The 20,011-nt window shown below is 40.2% G+C and carries 20 protein-coding genes; 3 read left to right on the top strand and 17 right to left on the bottom strand.

What is annotated here, in order from left to right; genetic code table 11:
- The first annotated feature begins 366 nt into the window (after positions 1-366).
- On the top strand, positions 367-1,083 hold the full coding sequence (locus M5121_RS08185; RefSeq protein ID WP_162620844.1) for a Cthe_2314 family HEPN domain-containing protein: 717 nt from the start codon (positions 367-369) through the stop codon (positions 1,081-1,083).
- A 736-nt stretch (positions 1,084-1,819) separates the two neighbouring features.
- Here M5121_RS08185 and M5121_RS08190 read toward each other — a convergent pair.
- The 5 genes from M5121_RS08190 to ribF all read right to left on the bottom strand — a co-directional run bounded on the left by M5121_RS08190 (position 1,820) and on the right by ribF (position 7,376).
- The gene (locus tag M5121_RS08190) at positions 1,820-2,362 is read right to left on the bottom strand and encodes an NADPH-dependent FMN reductase (RefSeq protein WP_249570886.1); all 543 of its coding nucleotides are present in this window, start codon (positions 2,360-2,362) and stop codon (positions 1,820-1,822) included.
- Between the two features lie 104 nt (positions 2,363-2,466).
- Positions 2,467-2,949, bottom strand: a complete 483-nt coding sequence (locus M5121_RS08195) for an FKBP-type peptidyl-prolyl cis-trans isomerase (protein WP_249570887.1) — start codon at positions 2,947-2,949, stop codon at positions 2,467-2,469.
- A complete protein-coding gene (gene lspA, locus M5121_RS08200) occupies positions 2,942-3,481 on the bottom strand; it encodes a signal peptidase II (protein WP_087539515.1) in 540 nt (179 codons plus the stop codon). Before lspA ends, M5121_RS08195 begins: the two co-directional genes overlap by 8 nt.
- On the bottom strand, positions 3,474-6,311 hold the full coding sequence (gene ileS / locus M5121_RS08205) for an isoleucine--tRNA ligase (RefSeq protein WP_249570888.1): 2,838 nt from the start codon (positions 6,309-6,311) through the stop codon (positions 3,474-3,476). Before ileS ends, lspA begins: the two co-directional genes overlap by 8 nt.
- A 63-nt stretch (positions 6,312-6,374) precedes the next feature.
- Positions 6,375-7,376, bottom strand: coding sequence for a riboflavin biosynthesis protein RibF (gene ribF / locus M5121_RS08210; protein WP_004907352.1), 1,002 nt, complete (start codon positions 7,374-7,376; stop codon positions 6,375-6,377).
- 184 nt (positions 7,377-7,560) lie between these two features.
- Here ribF and M5121_RS08215 point away from each other — a divergent pair, with 184 nt between their 5' ends.
- On the top strand, positions 7,561-8,127 hold the full coding sequence (locus tag M5121_RS08215) for a phosphorylase family protein (RefSeq protein ID WP_249570889.1): 567 nt from the start codon (positions 7,561-7,563) through the stop codon (positions 8,125-8,127).
- A gap of 48 nt (positions 8,128-8,175) precedes the next feature.
- Here the strand turns inward: M5121_RS08215 and M5121_RS08220 are convergent, their stop codons facing one another.
- The 10 genes from M5121_RS08220 to ubiG form a co-directional block, all read right to left on the bottom strand.
- Entirely contained in the window at positions 8,176-8,787 is a 612-nt protein-coding gene (locus tag M5121_RS08220) for a TetR/AcrR family transcriptional regulator (protein WP_004907340.1), read from the bottom strand.
- Between the two features lie 242 nt (positions 8,788-9,029).
- Entirely contained in the window at positions 9,030-9,836 is an 807-nt protein-coding gene (locus M5121_RS08225) for an ATP-binding cassette domain-containing protein (protein WP_249570890.1), read from the bottom strand.
- Positions 9,837-9,849: 13 nt separating this feature from the next.
- Positions 9,850-10,653 carry an aliphatic sulfonate ABC transporter permease SsuC gene (ssuC, locus tag M5121_RS08230; protein ID WP_249570891.1) on the bottom strand — a complete coding sequence of 268 codons (804 nt, stop codon included), beginning with the start codon at positions 10,651-10,653 and terminating at the stop codon, positions 9,850-9,852.
- On the bottom strand, positions 10,650-11,825 hold the full coding sequence (gene ssuD / locus M5121_RS08235) for an FMNH2-dependent alkanesulfonate monooxygenase (RefSeq protein ID WP_249570892.1): 1,176 nt from the start codon (positions 11,823-11,825) through the stop codon (positions 10,650-10,652). The genes ssuC and ssuD overlap by 4 nt, the downstream gene beginning before the upstream one ends.
- A gap of 141 nt (positions 11,826-11,966) precedes the next feature.
- On the bottom strand, positions 11,967-12,959 hold the full coding sequence (locus M5121_RS08240; protein WP_249570893.1) for a sulfonate ABC transporter substrate-binding protein: 993 nt from the start codon (positions 12,957-12,959) through the stop codon (positions 11,967-11,969).
- Between the two features lie 310 nt (positions 12,960-13,269).
- On the bottom strand, positions 13,270-14,625 hold the full coding sequence (argA, locus tag M5121_RS08245; protein ID WP_249570894.1) for an amino-acid N-acetyltransferase: 1,356 nt from the start codon (positions 14,623-14,625) through the stop codon (positions 13,270-13,272).
- A gap of 111 nt (positions 14,626-14,736) precedes the next feature.
- Complete coding sequence (locus M5121_RS08250; RefSeq protein ID WP_087536667.1) at positions 14,737-15,120, bottom strand: RcnB family protein; 384 nt, start codon at positions 15,118-15,120, stop codon at positions 14,737-14,739.
- Positions 15,121-15,299: 179 nt separating this feature from the next.
- The gene (locus tag M5121_RS08255) at positions 15,300-16,046 is read right to left on the bottom strand and encodes a YciK family oxidoreductase (RefSeq protein ID WP_005163614.1); all 747 of its coding nucleotides are present in this window, start codon (positions 16,044-16,046) and stop codon (positions 15,300-15,302) included.
- Positions 16,047-16,077: 31 nt separating this feature from the next.
- Entirely contained in the window at positions 16,078-16,776 is a 699-nt protein-coding gene (locus tag M5121_RS08260) for an HAD family hydrolase (RefSeq protein WP_087544425.1), read from the bottom strand.
- Positions 16,776-17,489 (bottom strand): bifunctional 2-polyprenyl-6-hydroxyphenol methylase/3-demethylubiquinol 3-O-methyltransferase UbiG, encoded by a 714-nt coding sequence (ubiG, locus tag M5121_RS08265; protein ID WP_249570895.1) that lies wholly within the window; start codon positions 17,487-17,489, stop codon positions 16,776-16,778. Before ubiG ends, M5121_RS08260 begins: the two co-directional genes overlap by 1 nt.
- A 181-nt stretch (positions 17,490-17,670) precedes the next feature.
- Between ubiG and M5121_RS08270 the strand changes: the two genes are divergently transcribed.
- Complete coding sequence (locus tag M5121_RS08270; RefSeq protein ID WP_249570896.1) at positions 17,671-18,291, top strand: thiol:disulfide interchange protein DsbA/DsbL; 621 nt, start codon at positions 17,671-17,673, stop codon at positions 18,289-18,291.
- A 48-nt stretch (positions 18,292-18,339) separates the two neighbouring features.
- Here M5121_RS08270 and M5121_RS08275 read toward each other — a convergent pair whose 3' ends face one another.
- The gene (locus M5121_RS08275; protein ID WP_004665358.1) at positions 18,340-18,975 is read right to left on the bottom strand and encodes a TetR/AcrR family transcriptional regulator; all 636 of its coding nucleotides are present in this window, start codon (positions 18,973-18,975) and stop codon (positions 18,340-18,342) included.
- A gap of 107 nt (positions 18,976-19,082) precedes the next feature.
- Positions 19,083-19,733 (bottom strand): TetR family transcriptional regulator, encoded by a 651-nt coding sequence (locus tag M5121_RS08280; protein WP_161420026.1) that lies wholly within the window; start codon positions 19,731-19,733, stop codon positions 19,083-19,085.
- Between the last annotated feature and the right edge of the window lie 278 nt (positions 19,734-20,011).

A 20,011-nucleotide genomic window follows, 5' to 3' on the forward strand; every position in this document is an offset into this window, starting at 1 on the left:
CTCAGAAGTGAAACCTCTTAGCGCTGATGGTAGTGTGGCATTTGCCATGTGAGAGTAAGTCATCGCCAGCTTTTAAATACTAACACCCCCTCCGCTAGCGCAGAGGGGGTGTTTTTTATTGTGCGGAGGGAAATGGAAATATAAGGAAAACCTATCCTATATTCGCCTATTCATTTCGATAAGTTATATATTTGTGGTGTATCACTATTTGAGTTGATATTTTTTATTAAAAAATGGTTTATAGTTCAAATAAATCAATTATTTTTTATTCAATTTATAATCAAACAGGTATCTTATGCAGCAAGTTTTCGCATCTTGTGTGTTATCTCTACCGCATAAGAGTAGTTATATTTTTTCGAGATAATTATGCATCAGATTGAAAAATCAATAATCCTTGACGAAGAAAGCCCATTATTTACGGCAAAAGTTGCTAATGAAAACCTTGAAGTAGCTGTAGATGATGATCTTAGTGTATATATTCTAGTTTGTAGCAAATCACTTAGTGCCATACAGTCTTCGATAGATAAAGCTAGGCTTTCTCTGACATTGTTAGATATCGGATACTTGGATTCAATTGCTGCTGAGGACTACTCAAAAAGTGCCTATATAGAAATGCTAATTGAAAATAGCATCATAAGAGTTCAATCAATATATGATCGAGCGCTTATCTTTACTAATAGGATTCTTGATCTAGGGATCAGCAATGAAACGATAAACCATAATCTATTAGTAACGAACGAGAATGTTAAAAAATTTAGCTTAGAAGGTAAGCTGAAAGCAATTAATAAGGTGTGTAATGATTATAGGCTTATTAGAAACACTGTAATACATCATGATCGTTACACAGAAGAGCAGCTTAATCAACTTACATTGATTATTAGTGCAGACCAACTATCTAAAGAAGCTGGTAAAGGTCAATTCATGGATCCAGACGAGCTTAATGCTATTACTCAAGCTTACCTAGGCATAAAAAAGGAAGAGCTTGGAAAGTATTTAGACGGAATAGAGCAAAAATTGTTTGACCTATACGATGCTATTTTACCTGTATATAATCATCATAAAGATAAGTTACGTGCCAAATAAAAAAATAACAATCGCGTCAATCAGGACGCTCGTAAGCTCGCGCCTATTACGCGGGCGATATGTGTAGAGAGATCTCCTTATTGAACAGGAATAAATTCTTTTCCAAGCTATTTCGGTGGCAGAAAGGTCGACAGAATACTGGTTACGACAAGATGCTTGTTGGTGGTGGGCTATGGCCATATCCATTCGATGTCTACATACTAAGATTTCGCGAGGGCCAAGAAATACCTCCTCACGTAGACAAGGTAGATCGGGGCGAACATTATCGGCTTAATATAGTTCTGAAGGCGGCGGAATGCGGAGGCGAGTTCATTGGTAGATCACCAATATTTGAAAATAGGCGCATCAAATATTTTAGATCTGACATTTCGGAGCACGCAGTAAGTAGGGTTTTAAAAGGTAGTCGGTACGTTCTAAGTATTGGTTGGGTGAAAGACACATAACTTAGCGTTACATCTTTGTGTACAATTTGGTATCGATGCTCCGCAAAGATTTCTGGATTAGCAGCGACAGTCTTTTGGATATTTTTCTGCCCAAAATACAAGAAGCCCCATCATCCTGAAGGGGCTTCTTGATATTCAGTTTATTGTCGTTTATTTCCTTTAAACAACTACATCCTGTGCATCTTGTTGTTTTGAATGAGACTTCCTGTCTCTCTATGATTGATAGATTAAAGCTAAAGTTGATGGCAGTATATTGGTTAAAGACGCTGATTATTGTAGGTTTAAGCTGACATCTATCTCACATGATATTTTTGTAGCTTTTCAATGATGGATTCGAGCGCCTTAATTTCAAATTCATTTGCCTCAAAAGTTTCTGTTTGGTTTCGTTTAAAAATATCTCGGATTTCAAGAACCGCATTAGAATCAACCAGCCCAAGTTGTGTACCTACCTGACGGATTTGATCAATTGAACGTGAGCCATTGGTTGAACCATATCCAATATAAGCAGCAGATTTGCCTTGCCATTCTTTACCGAGATAGTCCAAGGCATTCTTGAGTGCTGGACTATAGCCATGATTATATTCAGGGCTAATCAAGATAAATGCCTGTGCCTGCGCAATTTTATCTGCCCACTGCTGTTGTTTAGGTTGATCATAAATACCAGAAGCTGGAGGGTGAGAACCGGCAAATAGCGGTAAGTCCCATTCTTTAAGATCAACAACTTCGGCTTGAATATCTTTTAATGCGATTTCAGTTGTCGCTTGTTGTACCCAATTGGCCACTTTAATTGCCGTGCGGCCTTCGCGAACACTACCAACAATAATATAAATGAGCATAGTAAAATTCCTGTGTTATTGCTTTGATTTTAAAAATGAATACTTTTAATGATCTTATACTTTTCTTTAGCGTAAAAAAAAGCTCTCATTTGAGAGCTTTTTTGTTACATCAATTTGATGCCTTGCTGACCAGCCGGGGTGACTCTGAAAATTTCTACTTCAAAGGTAATATTTTTACCAGCAAGAGGATGGTTAAAATCAATTTCTGTAGTGTCATCATTGACGGATTTTACGATACCGAACAAGGTGGCTTTGGCTTTGTCTTCAAATTCTATCATATGACCAACGATCGGACGTTGCTCAAACTTTACAGTATCGAAGATTTGGATATTTTCAGGATTCCAAGGACCAAACGCATCTTCAGGTGGTAAATGCACAGTACGACGGTCGCCTGCACGTAAACCAAACAATGCCTTTTCAAATCCTGGCAGTAAGTTACCATCACCAATTACGAGGCTGACGGGTTCTTCACGATTACGTGTATTGTCAATCTCAACACCATTTTCAATGGATACAGAAAAATGTAAGTCGACTTTTGAGCCATCTTGAATGCGAATTTCTTCGTTTGGTTGGATAATTTCAGACATTTCTTGTTTCCGCATTTTGGATACGTTTCTTTTCAAGGAAGAAAGTATCAATAAGTAGCAGGATTGTTCCTAAGGTAATCGCACTATCTGCAATATTAAAAGCAGGGAAGTGACTGTCTTGATAATAGACATGAATAAAGTCAACGACATAACCCAATGAGACGCGGTCTATGAGGTTGCCTATAGCACCACCGAGAATTAATGCAATTGCCATCGGAAGGATGATCATCTTTTTTGGCATTTTCATTAACCAAAAAATAAAGATAATCGAGACAAAGCCTGCTAAAGAAGTAAAAAAGTAACGTTGCCAGCCACCAGCATCAGAAAGAAAACTGAATGCAGCACCATAGTTATGCAGTAATGTCCAATTCAGGAAAGGTAATACAGGAACAGGATCGGCATAGTTTAAGTGTGTACTTGCAATCCATTTTGTCCATTGATCTAACACAATGGCAAGGACTGAAAGTCCAAGCCACATGAGATTATGAGGATAAAACTGGAACAAGCCTTTTTTTGCTTGTGTATTAGGCATACTTTCTCACTTCGCCACTACCAGTGACATTGACGATACAACGAGCGCATAAACCAGCATGACCAACGTGGGTATTCACGTCTGGCAATACATGCCAGCAACGTACACATTTTTCACCATCAGCCGCAGAAACTTTGACACGTAATCCTGTTAAGTCAGTGCTTTCACCTTGTTCAGCATACGGGTAAACGATGACTTGAGACGTAATCAAGACAAAACGTAATTCATCAGCCAACTGATTTAATAATGTTTGTAATGCTTCATCTGCCCAAAGTTCAACTTTTGCAGATAAGTTACTACCAACAAGTTTAGCGTTACGTGCTGCTTCAATCTGTTTATTTACTGCTGATTTTACGCTAATCAATGTTTGCCAATCTACTTCTGAAAGCAAGTTTGCTGTTGATGCCGTTGGGATGTCATACCATTCAGCAGTAAATACATATTTCTCAGTTTGCTCTGGGATCAATGGCCAAGCTTCTTGAGCAGTAAAGCTCAGGATTGGTGACATCCAGCGCACAAAAGCTTGTACTAAATGATACAGCGCAGTTTGTGCTGAACGGCGAGCTTGTGAATCCGCTTTGGTGGTGTACTGACGATCTTTGATGATGTCAAGATAGAAACCACCTAAGTCATTGATACAGAAATTGGTCAATGCGTTAGTTACAATGTGGAAGTTCATCTCTTCATAGGCTTGCTGAATGGTTTTTTGTACTTCAGCCGCGCGTTGCAAGATGTATTGGTCTAATGCGATCAATTCGTTTACAGGTAAAGCATCTGTTGATGGCTTGAAACCATTTAAGTTTGCCAACAAGAAACGTAAAGTGTTGCGGATACGACGATAACCATCAGACGCACGGCTAAAGATTTCTTTACCTGCGGTCATTTCATAGCGATAGTCAGCCGAAGCAATCCAGAAGCGTAAACCATCTGCACCCATATCTTTGATGATGTCTTGTGGGGTGATGATGTTGCCTAATGATTTAGACATTTTACGACCTTTCTCATCCACGACGAATCCGTGAGTGAGTAGACCTTTATATGGTGCACGTTCATTGATCGCAATTGAAGTTAACAATGACGATTGGAACCAGCCACGATGTTGGTCTGAACCTTCAAGATACAAATCTGCAGGGTCTTGTAACTCTTCACGTTCACGCAACACTGCATAATGTGTAGTACCTGAGTCAAACCAAACGTCAAGTGTATCGCGTACGGCATTGTACTGTTCAGCATCTGCGCCAATGAAGTCGCTAGCATCGCGGTTATACCAACCATCAATACCTTCTTGTTCGATCAGTTGAGCAACTTCTTCAATGAGTTCAGGTGTACGAGGGTGTAATGCATTAGTATCTTTATGTACAAAGAATGGGATTGGTACGCCCCAAGTACGTTGACGTGAGATACACCAGTCAGGACGACCTTCGATCATCGATTGAATACGATTTTTACCCCAATCTGGAACAAATTCGATGTCATTTTCAATCGCATTTAAAGCAGTTTGACGCAAACCTTTGGCATCCATGCTGATAAACCATTGTGGTGTTGCACGGAAGATAATCGGTGTTTTATGACGCCAGCAATGTGGATAGCTATGTTTAATCGGCTGATGTGCCCATAAACGACCTACAGCACCCAAAGCTTCGATAATTTTTGGATTGGCTTTGTAGATGTGCTCACCCGCAAAAATCGGTGCAGTTGGTAAATATACGCCATTACCACCGACTGGATTATCGACTTTTAGATTGTATTGCAGTCCTACTTTATAGTCGTCCACACCGTGTCCAGGAGCAGTATGTACCGCACCTGTACCGCTAGTCGCAATTACGTGCTCACCAACAATTACTGGGACTTGACGATCAGTAATTAAAGGATGTTGTAATAATAGCTTCTCAATGACAGCGCCTTTAAAATCAGCCAATACAACTGGATTTTCGAGCTTGTAACGTTCGATTGCTGATTCAACTAAATCTTTGGCAAGAATGAAGTTTTGTGAGCCTCGTTCAGTGCTTACTTGTACCAGTTGGTAGTCAATGTCGGCATGTACTGCAACAGCTTGGTTGGCAGGTAAAGTCCACGGTGTAGTTGTCCAAATGACAATATCAGTCACATCTTGAACATCAATACTTAGACGTGCGCTTAAATCTTTAAGATCAATGACGGTGAAACCTACATCAATTGCATCAGATTTTTTGTCTTCGTATTCAACTTCTGCTTCTGCAAGTGCAGAACCACAGTCCAAACACCAGTTCACAGGCTTCAAACCTGGTTCAATATGACCCGCTTTAGCAATCGCACCCAAAGAGCGTACTATGTCAGCTTCTTGTTTGAAGTTCATGGTGAGGTAAGGATTATCCCAATCACCAAACACGCCCATGCGCACGAAGTCTTTTTTCTGTAATTCGACTTGGGTGTAGGCATATTCACGACACGCTTTACGGAAAGTTGAAGCATCGACTTTAACGCCCACTTTACCGACTTTTTCTTCTACTTTCAGTTCGATTGGCAGACCGTGACAGTCCCAACCTGGTACGTATGGCGCATCGAAGCCATCCATCACGCGGCTTTTGATGATGATGTCTTTTAGAACTTTATTGACTGCATGACCTAAGTGGATTTGACCATTGGCATATGGAGGGCCGTCATGAAGTACATATTTTTTCTTGCCAATACGCGATGCGCGAATCTGCTGATAAATGTTGTCGGCATACCACTCTTCTAACCATTTGGCTTCACGCACAGCCAAATTTGCTTTCATCGCAAATTCAGTATCAGGCAAATTGAGTGTGGCTTTATAATCCACTGCATTTTCAGGAGTTTGCTTATCGCTCATGCAAGTTTTCTTCCAGTTTTATCAGTCTAAACTGACATGTTCTACAAAAATGAAATTTAAAATTTAAAAAGGAAATTCTGGTGTGCGCTTACGATAGTCTCGTAGTTTTTGCACATCATCATCAATCCCAGCTTTGAGTGCTTCAAGCGAAGGGTAATTCAGTTCGCCATGTAAATAGTGAAGAAAAGTTACCCGCATCAATAGGCCATACAGATTAGCAGAAACATCAGGGAAATGTACTTCTAATCGCCACTCTGGATGATCTTGTTGAATAGCTGGACGTGTCCCGACATGACCTGCACCAAACAAACTATCAGCTTGATAACCAGCAATTCCATTCAACTCAGTATCTATATGTTGAATTTTGGCTGTGAGAGAAGCATTCTCACATACCACGTCCACCGCATAAATACCACTTAAACACGGTTTATGGCGATTTAAACGGACATTAATCGTTGGAAAATCAAGGGTACGTCCAATCTGATCGCCATATTGCACACGACCTGTAATGCTGTATGGACGACCCAATAATTTAGCAGCTAAAGCAAGATCACCTGCTTGTAAAACTTGGCGAATACGAGTTGAACTCACACGTTCACCATTTAAAGCCACCGTATTTAAATTAGTGACGTCAAATCCATAATCGCGTAGGAATTCGCTATTGCCTTGGCGGTCTTTACCAAAATGAAAGTCATCACCTAATACTAAGCTTTGAGCATTGAGTTTTAATTTGAGTAACTCAGCAAACTCGGTTGCATTAAGACTTCTAAAATACTGATCAAACTTGGCGACAGCAATATAATCCACCCCTAACTCAGTTAAATATTCTACTTTTTCTCTGAGCGAGCTAATACGTGGTGGTGCGTCATAACCTTTAAAAAATTCAAGCGGTTGTGGCTCAAAAATCATCACTAATGTTTTTAAGCCTTTGGCATCAGCCAATGTTTTCAGTTGAGCAATCATCGCTTGGTGACCCAGATGGACACCATCAAAATTGCCAATCGTTACCGCGCTCGGAGGTAACTGAAAATCTGGCGATAATGCGTTGAGACGAAGCAACTTCATGGGCGTTAAATTCAGTGAATTTTGCAAAGGCTATATATTGCCATATTCTCAGCGATTCGTCTTGTTGTTGTGTTTTTCATCAGTAAAAAATTCGGAGAAAGGCTTTTTAGGGTGATTGCTTAGCCCGCTTTATTCTGGTGGATAATTCGCTACACTACGCATTTTAAATTGTTGGGTGATCACGATGCAGTCTGATATTGCTTTAATCATGGCATTGCCGAATGAATCAAAGGGTCTGTTTGAGCAGGCAGGCATTCAGGTTCACTATAGTGGCATTGGCAAAATTAATGCAGCATTCAAGGCATTTGAGGTGATTCAAAAGACGGGATGCAAAACGCTGATCAATTTAGGCAGTGCAGGCAGTTCGCACTTCGATGCACATAGTCTGGTTGAGGTGATTACTTTTGTACAACGGGACATGGATGTGTCACCGCTGGGTTTTGCGGTGGGTGTGACACCGATGGATGAGGACATTCCTGCCGAAATCCATGTTCAGCCGCATTTTGAATATTTACCTAAAGGGATCTGTGGTACAGGTGACTCCTTTGAAACAGGACAGCCAAAAGTATCCTGTAATCTGGTGGACATGGAAGCCTATGCCCTCGCCAAAGTGTGCCAGAAGCTTGGGGTGCGTTTGATTTCAGTCAAATATATTACAGATGGTGCCAATGATACGGCTCATTTAGATTGGGAAGAGAATCTGCTGGTGGGGGCACAGAAATTATTGGCGTTGTATCAGGCGCATTTTTAAATAAAAAAGCCTATCTGCTGAGATAGGCCTGATCAATGCTTTCTGGTTTTAACGTGGCAACACACCATACAACATCATATGCACAGTGTGCTCAACCGTACGTTGAAACATACTACGGTTACGCAAAGTTTTACCTGTGACCATTTCCATTTGCGTCGAAAAATCAGCATAGTTTTGGGTGATTGCCCAGATATTGAGAATCAACAATTCAGGGTCAATCTCTGCCGACAATTTACCTTGCTCTTGCCAAGTTTGAATCACCTTGGTTTTACGCTTAAACAGTTTTTTTAATGGCCCTTTTAAGATCGGTAAAATATGCGGCGCACCTTGAATAATCTCAAGGGCAAATAAACGTGAGGCTTTCGGTTGATCACGCGAGCTTTCAATTTTTTGAATTAAATAGTGAGTGAGGGCTTCAGTTGGCTCAAGCTCAGACTCTAGGGTTTGCAAGGGTGCAAGCCACTTTTGTAATACCGTGGTGAGCACTTCAACATAAAGTGACTCTTTATTTTCATAATAATAGAAAATATTGGATTTATGCATATTTGCGAGCTGGGCAATCTCATCCAGACTAGCTCCACTGAATCCATAGACGGAAAAAACATCGAGGGCAGCATTCAGCAGTTGATTGCGCTTTTGTGTACTTTTTTTCTGTTCCATCTGCGAGCTTGATTCAAAAAATGTCATTGACATTGTAAGATAAATTGTCCGATTTGTGCACAATAACACAGTTTTTTTGTCGAAAAATACGCAGTTCCAAGATGAATTGAAGCGATCTAATTGATAATACTTGAAATCTAAAAAATGAATTACATATTTTGTAAACAATTCAGTGTTAAATGCTGATGAATAAGCTCAGTTTTTGATGCATATCCAGTGGAATTTATGATCATGGTGCGGTTTTAAGTTGCTAAAACCGCATCTAACACTTGTTGTTCCAACTGCGCAAATGCAATAGTTTTCTTACGTGGTCGTGGTAAATTCACTTGAAATTGATGTGCAATATGTCCTTGATCTAGCAAAATAATTCGATCTGCCAATTGTACCGCTTCACTCACATCGTGTGTGACCAAAATTGCAGTAAAACCTTGTTCTTTCCAAAGGCGTTCAATCAGGCTTTGCATTTCTAAACGTGTGAGAGCATCTAGCGCCCCTAAGGGTTCATCCAGTAATAAAATACGTGGTGCATGAGAAAGTGCTCTGGCTAATGCGGCACGTTGACGTTGACCTCCAGAGAGTTGAGTTGGCCATTGTGTGGATTTGTCTTTTAAGCCTACTTTTTCTAATAAATTTTCAGCAAGCAGGTGTTGATCTTTTGGTAAACCTAATTGTACGTTGTGTAAAATATTTTTCCACGGAAGTAAGCGTGGATCTTGAAACATAACGCGAATATCATCGTTTGTGATGCCTTCACGAAAGTTTCTTGCGGACTGAAATTTAATCTCGCCATAGCTTGGTTTTTCAAGTTGGGCGATTAAGCGGAGTAGGGTGCTTTTACCACAACCACTGCGACCTACTATGGCGACAAATTCACCTGCTTGAATATTTAAGTCTAAGTCTTCAAGCACTTTGACTTCACCATAAAACTTATACAATTGTTCAATCAGAATATTTGCACCATTGCTATTGCTTGCAGTAGTCGATGCTTCAGATTCGCCAAGGGGTTGAATCAAGGGATTTTCATAGAAATTTAAATTTAGATTACTCATATAGTTGACCTTTTTATTTTTGATAGCCTGCATGCCACCGTAATAAATATCGCTCTAGTGCTCTTGCCAATACATCCGCTAATTTTCCAAGTATGGCGTAAAGTAAAATACCGACCAAAACGATATCGGTTTGCAAGAACTCACGTGCATTCATGGTCATATAGCCGATACCTGCTTGAGCGGAAATCGTTTCGGCCACGATGAGCAATACCCAAACCAAACCTAAAGCAAAGCGTAGTCCAACTAAAATAGAAGGCATTGCTCCGAGTAGAATGATCTCTTTATACAATTGCCAGCGATTGAGTCCGTAACTTTTACCCATTTCAATCAACTGAGGATCTACCGAGCGAATACCATGATAGGTATTGATGTAGATTGGGAAAAATACACCTACTGCGACTAAAAAGAGTTTGGCTGTTTCATCAATACCAAACCACAAAATTACCAGCGGAATGAGTGCTAGTGCGGGGATATTGCGGATCATTTGCAATGTGGTATCAAGTAAGGTCGATGCAATGCGTGATGAACCATTAAGTAGTCCTAAAAGTAGTCCGAGACCACCGCCGACCAACACACCAAGCAAGGCACGACCTGCGCTGACTTTGACATGATGCCAAAGTTCACCACTGATCAGTAAGTGCCAAAAAGCACTCACTACGGCAGTTGGAGCAGGTAATACACGGCTTTGTAATAGACCTGAACTTGAAGCAGCTTGCCAAATCAGTAGCAATAAAACTGGAAACAACCACGGCAAGAGACCTTTGCCTATTTTTTGTGTTCCACGTGAAACATTATTTAGAAATGGTGTTGTACTCATGCCTCCTCCTGAACCAACGCTTTTGGTGTTTTGACCTCAGGCACATAGTTATTGGCAATGATTTCACCAAAAGGACCTGTGAGATGTGGTTGTGTCAGTTTCTCACGAGTTTTGAGTGGCAGAAGTGGAAATACTAATTCAGCAAAGCGGATCGATTCTTCCAAATGTGGATAGCCAGAGAAAATAAAGGTATCAATCCCCAAGTCAGCATATTCTTGAATACGTGCAGCAACAGTTTTTGGATCGCCGACTAAAGCTGTACCTGCACCGCCACGAACTAAACCGATACCTGCCCATAAGTTTGGTGAGACTTCTAATTGATCTTTGCGTCCGCCGTGTAAAGCCGCCATGCGTTGCTGCCCGACCGAGTCCATTTGTGCAAATTTTTTCTGCGCTGCTGCAATAGTCTCATCATCTAAATATTGAATGAGTTCATCGGCGGCAGCCCAAGCTTGTTCATTGGTTTCACGAACAATCACGTGCAATCGGATACCATAATTTAGAGTACGTCCTTTGGCTGCTGCCTGAGCACGTAAATGATTAATTTTTTCTTCCACCGCAGCAGGTGGTTCACCCCAAGTTAAATAAGTATCAACCTGTTCAGCGGCAAGTTCAGTTGCTTCTGTTGATGATCCACCAAACCATAAGGGAGGATAGGGCTTTTGCACAGGTGGATAAAGTAATTTTGCTTCATCGACACTGAGTCGTTCGCCATGAAAAGTAAAAGATTCACCTGTATGGGAGCGAGTCAGAATCTCACGCCAAATTTTGACATATTCAGAGGCAGTCTGATAACGAGTACTGTGATCTTCATATAGACCATCGCCCTTGAGTTCCTGCTCGTCACCGCCTGTTACAAGATTGAGTAAAATACGACCATTGGAGAGGCGATCAAAGGTAGCAGCCATGCGCGCCGCCAATGCTGGTGTCGTAATTCCGGGACGTAGTGCCACCAAAAACTTTAATTGTTTGGTTGCATCAATGAGGCTGGCTGCTGTGATCCATGGATCTTCACAAGAACGACCTGTTGGAATCAATACGCCAGCATAACCAAGGTTGTCGACAGCAACGGCGATTTGTTTCATATAAGCATGATCGACCTGACGTGCGCCCTTGCTGGTGCCTAAGTAACGGCTGTCACCATGAGTGGGGATGAACCAGAAAATATTCATGTCGATATTCCTTATGAAGAATGAGATCATGTGAATGAGACAGATTGCATCGGGTTTTAGATTGCAATCTGCATGGGGGATAAAGCACTTTGATTGATCACAATCAAAACCGATGAGAAATTACCTAAAGTAGACTCTCAATTATTGAACTTGGTTTTTTAATACAGCATCTGCAATGACCAGTTGCTTTGGAATTAATTTCTGAGCAAAAAAGGCATCAGCTACGTACTGCTGTTCTTTTGCAACTTTTTCAGAAATTGGCTGAACACCAAAACCCATACGAGAAATTGAAGTTTTTAAAACATCGAGTTCAAGTGCAGTTGGTTTTTCGAGTAATTTTGCAGCATCATCAGGATGGGTCTTTACCCAATCTGTGGTTTGATTCAATGTTGTTACCAGTGTTTTTAGAACTTCGGGATGTCCTTCCGCAAACTTACGATCAGCTAAATAGAATTGATGATTGCTGACCAAATGCTCGCCGTTTGCGATCACACGTGCATGGATTTGGTGCTCTGCTGCTGCGAAGAATGGATCCCATATCACCCAAGCATCGACTGCGCCTTTTTCAAATGCTGCGCGAGCATCTGATGGTGGTAAATAAACAGGCTGAATATCATTTAAAGTTAAATTATTGGCTTCTAGTAATTTCAATAAAAGATAATGAACGTTTGAGCCTTTGTTCAATGCAATACGTTTACCTTTCAGATCTTGTACAGATTGTATTGGTGAATCTTTTTGAACGATTAAGGCTTCTGCAGTAGGTGCTGGTGGCTGATTTGCAACATAGACCAAGTTAGGATTTGCTGCTTGAGCAAAGATCGGAGGCGCTTCACCGGCCTCGCCAAATACCACACTACCTACATTTAAGCCTTCTAAAAGTTGGGGGCCGGCTGGAAATTCAACCCATTTTACATGGACGCCCTGAGCAGCAAGATTCTTTTCTAATTCACCTTTTGCTTTGACAATCGGCAAAATGCCATACTTTTGAAAGCCGATATTTAATGTGGTGGTTTCTTGTTTTGGTGTTGCTTGCTGTTCAGGTTTTTTTGCACAACCTGCAATGCCCATTACGCCAGCAATAGTTGCTGCGATGATGGTTGAAGTTGCCCATGAGCGATTGATAAAAATAGTCATGTTGATTGTGCTCCCCAGAAAATTACAAGATCTAAATAAGTTGAGCAATTAAGCTAAAACTTTTTTTAATGCATAAAAAATAAATAATTGGGCTTTGCTTATGATGAAAAGTGCAAAATAGAAAAATAGATAATGTTATTGAGAAGATGAATAAGCATTGAAATTTAATTAGTACTTAAGTTTTTGTTTTATATTTTTATTTTTAAAAATTCAGTGCGCTTATTTTTCTAATGAGCTGAATAAAAATAGAAAAGAAAGAAGTCAAAAGATATCTTTATCAGAAATAAAGATATCTTCAGGTCAAATATAATTAGAACAAAACTTTTTTGAAGACTAAGGAATTACGCTGATAATTGTAGAGCGCTTGTCGAGCATTCGGTAAATCATCAACACTTGCTGGGCTGAAACCCTGCTCTAAAAACCAATGTGCGGTACGGGTCGTGAGAACAAACAGTTGTTGAATACCTTGTTGTTTTGCTTTGGTTTCCAAAAATTGCAAAATTTGGCTACCACGATTCGATTTACGATAACTCGAATCGACAGCGACACAGGCAATTTCAGCGGATTTAATTTCACCTAATTCAGCAGGAATAGGATAGAGCGCTGCACAGGCTAAGATCATGCCATCTCGTTCAATCACCGCGAACTGTTCTATTTCACTTTCAAGACGTTCACGTGAACGATAGACTAAAATACCTTCCTGTTCGAGTGGACGTAATAAGTTGATTAAACCGCCAACATCATGAATATTGGCAATGCGTACTTCTTCATAGTGGGCATCTGTGATTAAAGTGCCAATCCCGTCGCGTGTAAATAGTTCTTCAATCAAAGCACCATCATAAGTATATGAAATGAGGTGAACACGATGCACCCCAGATAATGAAGCTTGTTGAGCTTGTTTGAGGTGTAAGGCGAATTCTGGATATTGTGTTTGGTATTGTTGAATATAAGGTTCAAGTTGATACGAGCTTAATTCACGTAATAATTGTTGTTGCTCATTCATTAATCCTTGATTTTCACCCAACAAAATCAATTTATCGGCTTGTAATGCAGTTGCTGTTTTGGTCGCGACTTCTTCCGCCAATAAGTTAAATACTTCTCCAGTGGTTGAATAACCTGTAGGCCCTAGTAACACAATATTATGATTATCTAAGTGACGTTGAATCGCATCGGTATCAATTGAACGGACTTCACCTGTGAGCTGAAAATCAACTCCATCCCGAATGCCATAGGGTTTAGCCGTTACAAAGTTACCCGAAACGACATCAATGCGGGCACCATACATGGGTGAATTTGCTAAGCCCATTGATAGAAGAGCTTCAATTTCTAAACGAATCGATCCAACTGCATTCATGATACTACGTAGTGATGCACGAGTTGTCACACGACGACTTTGATGAAAAGGCGTTTCAATTTGGCTTTCACGTAGATTTTGATTAATTTGTGGGCGTGCGCCATGCACCAAAATCAAACGAATCCCTAAAGAATGCAATAGGGCAATATCATGAATAATATGCTGAAAGTTTTGGTGTAAGACGGCCTCACCACCAAACATAAGCACAAAAGTTTTATCACGATGGGCATTAATATATGGTGCTGAGTGGCGAAACCAATGCACATAATCTTGCGTTGTGCTATGTGAAGTTTCAGTCATTTGGTTCGCCATGTTCATCTCAGATATACATCAATTTATCTGATTCTAACGAAAAAAATAAAAAGATAAATCTATTCCTAAAACAACGCTTCAACTTTGTACAGTCATCGTCCGAGAATATGTTTAGAACCCCATGATTCGGATAATACTATTATCATCAGAGTTGACTAAAATAAAATCATTATTGATTTTATACCATTGCTCATTACGACCAGGGCGTGGGAGATTATTATATTTATAATCAACTTTGTAGCCGTTTCCGCGATAATGCTGTGGCATGACGTAACCTGCTTGCCAGCGATGTTGTTTTAAACGCTCAACACCACGTTCTTCACGCATACGACGTTCACGCATACGGTTTTCATCATCTGGACGATCAAAGTTACGACCTTGCCAGCCACCACCGCGTGAGTCATCATCACGATCAAAATGTGGACCTGCAAAACTACCCATACTACTCAATAGGGTTGTTGAACCTAAAACCAAGATAATGAAAAATTTTTTCATGATGCACCTTATGGACTTCGGATGTCTCTCATGTGAAAACTGTACCTTAAAAATGCAGAGAAACTGTGAAGATCAATTCATTATTCCATTAAAAAGATGGAGATCCTTAAGCAATTTCTCTAGAAAAGTATCATCGAAGCCCGTATTTAATATAGTTTAAATTTATTATATTCAATTGGTTAAGATTGAGCGTCAATACTTTGTCCATTCATATCTAAACTATCATCACCCATCAAATAAAGATAAGCAGGCATAATACTATCCGGCGTTGGAAGGATTTTTGGATCTTCTTCTGGGTAAGCCTTCGCACGCATCGCTGTACGGGTACCGCCTGGATTAATGCAGTTAAAACGAATATTCGGATAGGTGTTTTCTGCTGCAAAAATCTTACTCATTGCTTCGGTTGCAACTTTAGAAACAGAGTATGCTCCCCATAAAGCACGAGCTTCACGACCTACACTCGAACTGGTAAATACCACTGAAGCATGTTCAGATTTTTCAAGCAGTGGTAATAATGCTTGAGTTAACGCGAAAGGTGCACGTAAATTTACGGCCATGACATCGTCCCAAACATCAACAGGGTAATCCGCTAGTTCAACTCGATCACCTAACATGCCCGCATTATGTAAAATTCCATCCAAGCGACCAAATTGTTGCTCAAGCGTATCGACAAGGAGCTCATAGTCATGACTGGATGCAGTTGAAAGCTGTAATGGCAATATTGCAGGCTGTGGTGCACCTAAACCTTCAATTTCATCATAAATGACTTCAAGTTTATTCAGGCTACGTCCATGCAAAACCACAGTTGCACCATGAAGGGCATAACTAAGAGCAGCAGCTCGACCAATTCCATCACCTGCGCCCGTGATGAGAATGATACGATCTTTGAGTAGATCTGGACGAGGTTGATATTCTGAATATTTCATTGTTATGCCTCCTAGTTCTTATGTTGAATGTTTAGCTCATCATACCCTGATTTTCTGATAAAGCAGAGATTTTCTGTTTGAGCAGTTGATGTAACTCAGTCACAGTTTGGATAATTGCATCTGCTTGCCAAGCGTTCAGATCATCACGAGATTCTATTGGTAAATACCCATAAGCCGCCAAAATGGTATACATCTCTGCATTTCGACCTGCATCAATATCACGTGGGTGATCCCCCACATAGATAATGTCTTTGGCATCCAGATTCAACTGTTTCGCCGCTAGATACATCGGTTCAGGATCGGGTTTGGTATGCGTGACATCTTCAGGGCAAACCAAAACTGCACAGCGTTCAGTTAAATTTAATTCAGCCAATAATGATTCACTTAAACCACGTGGTTTATTGGTGACAATTCCCCAAGGAATCTGGTTTGCCTCAAGTTCTTCGAGCAGAGCATACATCCCAACAAATAAATCCGTATCCACCACAATATTGTCACCGTATACATCTAAAAAGCGCTGGCGATGGGCGAGAAAGATGGGATCGGTCACATCCAATTCTGGATACACCAATTTGACCATTGCCCGTGCGCCTTCAGACACTTGAGTGCGAATGGTTGCTGCATCAACAACAGGACGCTGTTCATCACGGCACATTTGTTGAATGATGCGAATAAAATCAGCAGCAGTGTCGATCAAAGTACCATCAAGATCAAATAAAACGGCTTTCATTAGACACCTGTATTTGTGGTATGAACCATATAATTCACATCTACATTGGGTGCTAACCAATAATGCTTAGTGATAGGGTTGTAATGTAAGCCTATCATTTCTTTTAGACTCAAGCCTGCGTTACGAATATCATGCGCCATTTCTGAAGGGCGGATAAATTTATGATAATCATGCGTACCTTTTGGTAACAAACGTAGGACATATTCTGCGCCAATAATTGCGAATAAATAGGATTTTGGGTTGCGATTAATGGTCGAAAAGAAGACGTGTCCACCTGGTTTAACCAGTGTTTGACAGGCTTTGACAATTGAGGCTGGATCAGGAACGTGTTCCATCATTTCCATACAGGTCACTACGTCATATTGTCCTGCTTGTTGTTGCGCTAACTCCTCAACTGGGATTTGACGATATTCAATATTTTGCACATTTTCTTGCTGTGCGTGTAAACGTCCTACAGCCAGCGGGGCTTCGCCCATGTCGATCCCTAAAACATCAGCGCCACGACGAGCCATACTTTCTGCCAAAATACCGCCACCACAGCCAACATCAAGCACTTTCTTGCCTGCCAGTCCACCAACACGTTCGTCAATCCAATTTAAACGTAAAGGATTGATTTGATGAAGTGGGCGGAACTCAGAATGTTGGTCCCACCATTTAGCAGCCAATGCTTCAAATTTTGCGATTTCCTGTGGGTCAACATTCAACTGCGACATGGTGTCACCTCATTCATATTAGGATGATTATTTCGGTTTAATCTGTTGTTAGTGTAGCGCTTCTTGAAAAAAAAGCGATAAATCCAATAAAAAACTTCACACAAGCAAAACGAATTAGTCGTGTTTGATTTATATTTAGCATATAAACTTACGAAAAATGCTTAGAGGAAACGCAAACTCAATGAAAAAGTTAGTATTAGGTGGTTTAAGTGCAGCTGTAATGGCATTTTCGATGAATGCAATGGCTGCTGATTTTGTTGCTGGTAAAGACTATACCGTGGTGGCTAACCCTGGTAAGACGGCAGCGCCAGCGGGAAAAATTGAAGTACGTGAATTCTTTTGGTACGGTTGCCCGCACTGCTTTAAGCTTGAACCACATATGCAAACGTGGTTAAAGAAGATCCCAAGTGATGTATATTTCCTCCGTACGCCAGCAGCGATGAATAAAGTATGGGAGCAGGGTGCTCGAGGTTACTATGTGTCTGAGGCACTAGGTGTACGTAAGAAAACCCATATTCCATTATTCCATGCCATCCATGACGGCGGACAACAAATTTTTGATCAAGCATCACAAGCAAAATTCTTTGCTCGTTATGGCGTGCCTGAACAGAAATTTAACAGTATGTTTAACTCTTTCCCAATCACTGCAAAAGTGGCTGAGTCAAATAAATTGGCACAGCAATATCAACTTACGGGCGTACCTGCCGTTGTTGTAAACGGTAAGTATGTTGTGCAAGGTGAAGATGGCAAAGTGACACAAGTTATTGATTACTTATTAGAAAAAGAACGTAAAGCGAAATAGTTCATACTATGAGCAATAAAAAGGACTGCAGTAGCAGTCCTTTTTTATTTAGTTTTGATCGATTTGTAAATCTTTTAAATCGATTTGAACTTTTTGTGTCGGTAAAGACAGAGCTTGGTTTACATACAGGTTAATCAGCTTCTCACGAGAACCAATTGAACGCTGGTAATAGCTTGAATTCAAGAGCAAAGCTGCGCCGTAAGTCAGAGACCAAATATAAGAAAGATAATCACGAATCGACATATCATAATTCTGTGATTTTAAATATTTTTCAGTCATATCTTTGAGCGAAATAATACGCTGTTGGCGGATTGCATAAAGCTCATCGAACAAATGTTTGAGCTTGGACTCAGTCATCGTCAGATGTTCTTCTAACTGATGCAGTAAAATCGTACGACTCGGTGAGGTTAAATGGTAAAGCATATAGCGAGGCGCATATTCTTTAACATCAGTGTTATATTTTTCTGAAATTTTTAGGATTTCTTTTTCATTTTGAATAATCAGTTCCAACAGTAATTCATTTTTACTGCGGAAATGTTTATATAAAGTACCTTTAGCAATATCTAGCTCGGCAACCAGTTCATCCAAGGTCATTTCTTGGTTGTTTTCTAATAAAAGTTTTTCTGCAACCTGCAAAATTTTTTCTTTACGAATTAAGAACTGAGTATGACGATCAGGATTCATGATGCTTATAGGCTCCTCATAGTGTTCTAAACGGCATTTGCATTAGTGTGTTATTAATCATAACGCTAAGCAATGCTTTTATATATCAAACTTTAGCTTTGATAAGATCAGGCGTTTTGTGGTTCCCAGTTCGAGATACCTCGGAAAAGTAAGCGGACTTGAGTCGCTGCATTGTCAATAAATAAGTTTTGTTGTTCTAACAAACGATCAATTGGAAATTGTTTCGGTAAGTTGATCCACGTCATTGCCCATGTAAATGACATATTAATCAGAATCGCTGATAACACTTGTAAATCTTTGGCTTCTTGAATGTGTTTAAAAGTCTCGAGTTTGCATAAATCGATTGCGAGATCTTCAATCAAAAATTCAATCTCACGTGCAATCGCAATACGAACAGTTTCGGAGCCGCCCCAACGTTCTGCAATCATAAATTGCCATTGCTGAGGGCTATGATTGACAGCCTGTACAAACAGTTCAATGCTTGTCCGTGTTTTAGCAGATCCGCTATGTTTTAAATAGCTTTGCCCCAATTGATGAATCAAGCTTTTTAAATGCAAAGACACTTGGTCAACTAGTTCTTGCCCTAATGCCTCCATATCTTGGAAATGACGATAAAATGCCGTTGGGACTAAGCCAACTTCACGTGCAACTTCACGCAAACTAATACTACTAAATGAACGCCCAGAAGTACTGAGGTGGAGCGCTGCATCAAGTAAAGCCTGACGACTCTGTTGTTTTCGTTCATCTCTAATCGACATGAATAAGATCCATTAAAACCATACGGTAGAGTCTAGCAAAAAAAACATCATTTTTTTAGCCCTAATCCATAGCTAAATCAGACACATTTTCAATTAGACAAAGAAATATCAGCAATCGCTTTTGGCGTGGTGAAGCCTAAGAATAATTATTTTATTAATATTTCTAACTACTTATAAAAAAGCATAAAAAATTTTCAAAAAAATAGTGAACAAGTGTTGACTCAGTGAACACAAATAAATATAGTGTACATATGTTCACTACAAGAACATTTGTTCAC

The organism is Acinetobacter sp. ANC5681, from assembly GCF_023488045.1.
Lineage (GTDB): Bacteria > Pseudomonadota > Gammaproteobacteria > Pseudomonadales > Moraxellaceae > Acinetobacter.

What these genes read in the sequence shown, in the direction of transcription:
- M5121_RS08185 (WP_162620844.1), top strand. Translation starts at nt 367, where the DNA reads ATGCATCAGATTGAAAAATCAATAATCCTTGACGAAGAAAGCCCATTA.
- M5121_RS08190 (WP_249570886.1), bottom strand. Translation starts at nt 2,362, where the DNA reads ATGCTCATTTATATTATTGTTGGTAGTGTTCGCGAAGGCCGCACGGCA.
- M5121_RS08195 (WP_249570887.1), bottom strand. Translation starts at nt 2,949, where the DNA reads ATGTCTGAAATTATCCAACCAAACGAAGAAATTCGCATTCAAGATGGC.
- lspA (WP_087539515.1), bottom strand. Translation starts at nt 3,481, where the DNA reads ATGCCTAATACACAAGCAAAAAAAGGCTTGTTCCAGTTTTATCCTCAT.
- ileS (WP_249570888.1), bottom strand. Translation starts at nt 6,311, where the DNA reads ATGAGCGATAAGCAAACTCCTGAAAATGCAGTGGATTATAAAGCCACA.
- ribF (WP_004907352.1), bottom strand. Translation starts at nt 7,376, where the DNA reads ATGAAGTTGCTTCGTCTCAACGCATTATCGCCAGATTTTCAGTTACCT.
- M5121_RS08215 (WP_249570889.1), top strand. Translation starts at nt 7,561, where the DNA reads ATGCAGTCTGATATTGCTTTAATCATGGCATTGCCGAATGAATCAAAG.
- M5121_RS08220 (WP_004907340.1), bottom strand. Translation starts at nt 8,787, where the DNA reads ATGGAACAGAAAAAAAGTACACAAAAGCGCAATCAACTGCTGAATGCT.
- M5121_RS08225 (WP_249570890.1), bottom strand. Translation starts at nt 9,836, where the DNA reads ATGAGTAATCTAAATTTAAATTTCTATGAAAATCCCTTGATTCAACCC.
- ssuC (WP_249570891.1), bottom strand. Translation starts at nt 10,653, where the DNA reads ATGAGTACAACACCATTTCTAAATAATGTTTCACGTGGAACACAAAAA.
- ssuD (WP_249570892.1), bottom strand. Translation starts at nt 11,825, where the DNA reads ATGAATATTTTCTGGTTCATCCCCACTCATGGTGACAGCCGTTACTTA.
- M5121_RS08240 (WP_249570893.1), bottom strand. Translation starts at nt 12,959, where the DNA reads ATGACTATTTTTATCAATCGCTCATGGGCAACTTCAACCATCATCGCA.
- argA (WP_249570894.1), bottom strand. Translation starts at nt 14,625, where the DNA reads ATGGCGAACCAAATGACTGAAACTTCACATAGCACAACGCAAGATTAT.
- M5121_RS08250 (WP_087536667.1), bottom strand. Translation starts at nt 15,120, where the DNA reads ATGAAAAAATTTTTCATTATCTTGGTTTTAGGTTCAACAACCCTATTG.
- M5121_RS08255 (WP_005163614.1), bottom strand. Translation starts at nt 16,046, where the DNA reads ATGAAATATTCAGAATATCAACCTCGTCCAGATCTACTCAAAGATCGT.
- M5121_RS08260 (WP_087544425.1), bottom strand. Translation starts at nt 16,776, where the DNA reads ATGAAAGCCGTTTTATTTGATCTTGATGGTACTTTGATCGACACTGCT.
- ubiG (WP_249570895.1), bottom strand. Translation starts at nt 17,489, where the DNA reads ATGTCGCAGTTGAATGTTGACCCACAGGAAATCGCAAAATTTGAAGCA.
- M5121_RS08270 (WP_249570896.1), top strand. Translation starts at nt 17,671, where the DNA reads ATGAAAAAGTTAGTATTAGGTGGTTTAAGTGCAGCTGTAATGGCATTT.
- M5121_RS08275 (WP_004665358.1), bottom strand. Translation starts at nt 18,975, where the DNA reads ATGAATCCTGATCGTCATACTCAGTTCTTAATTCGTAAAGAAAAAATT.
- M5121_RS08280 (WP_161420026.1), bottom strand. Translation starts at nt 19,733, where the DNA reads ATGTCGATTAGAGATGAACGAAAACAACAGAGTCGTCAGGCTTTACTT.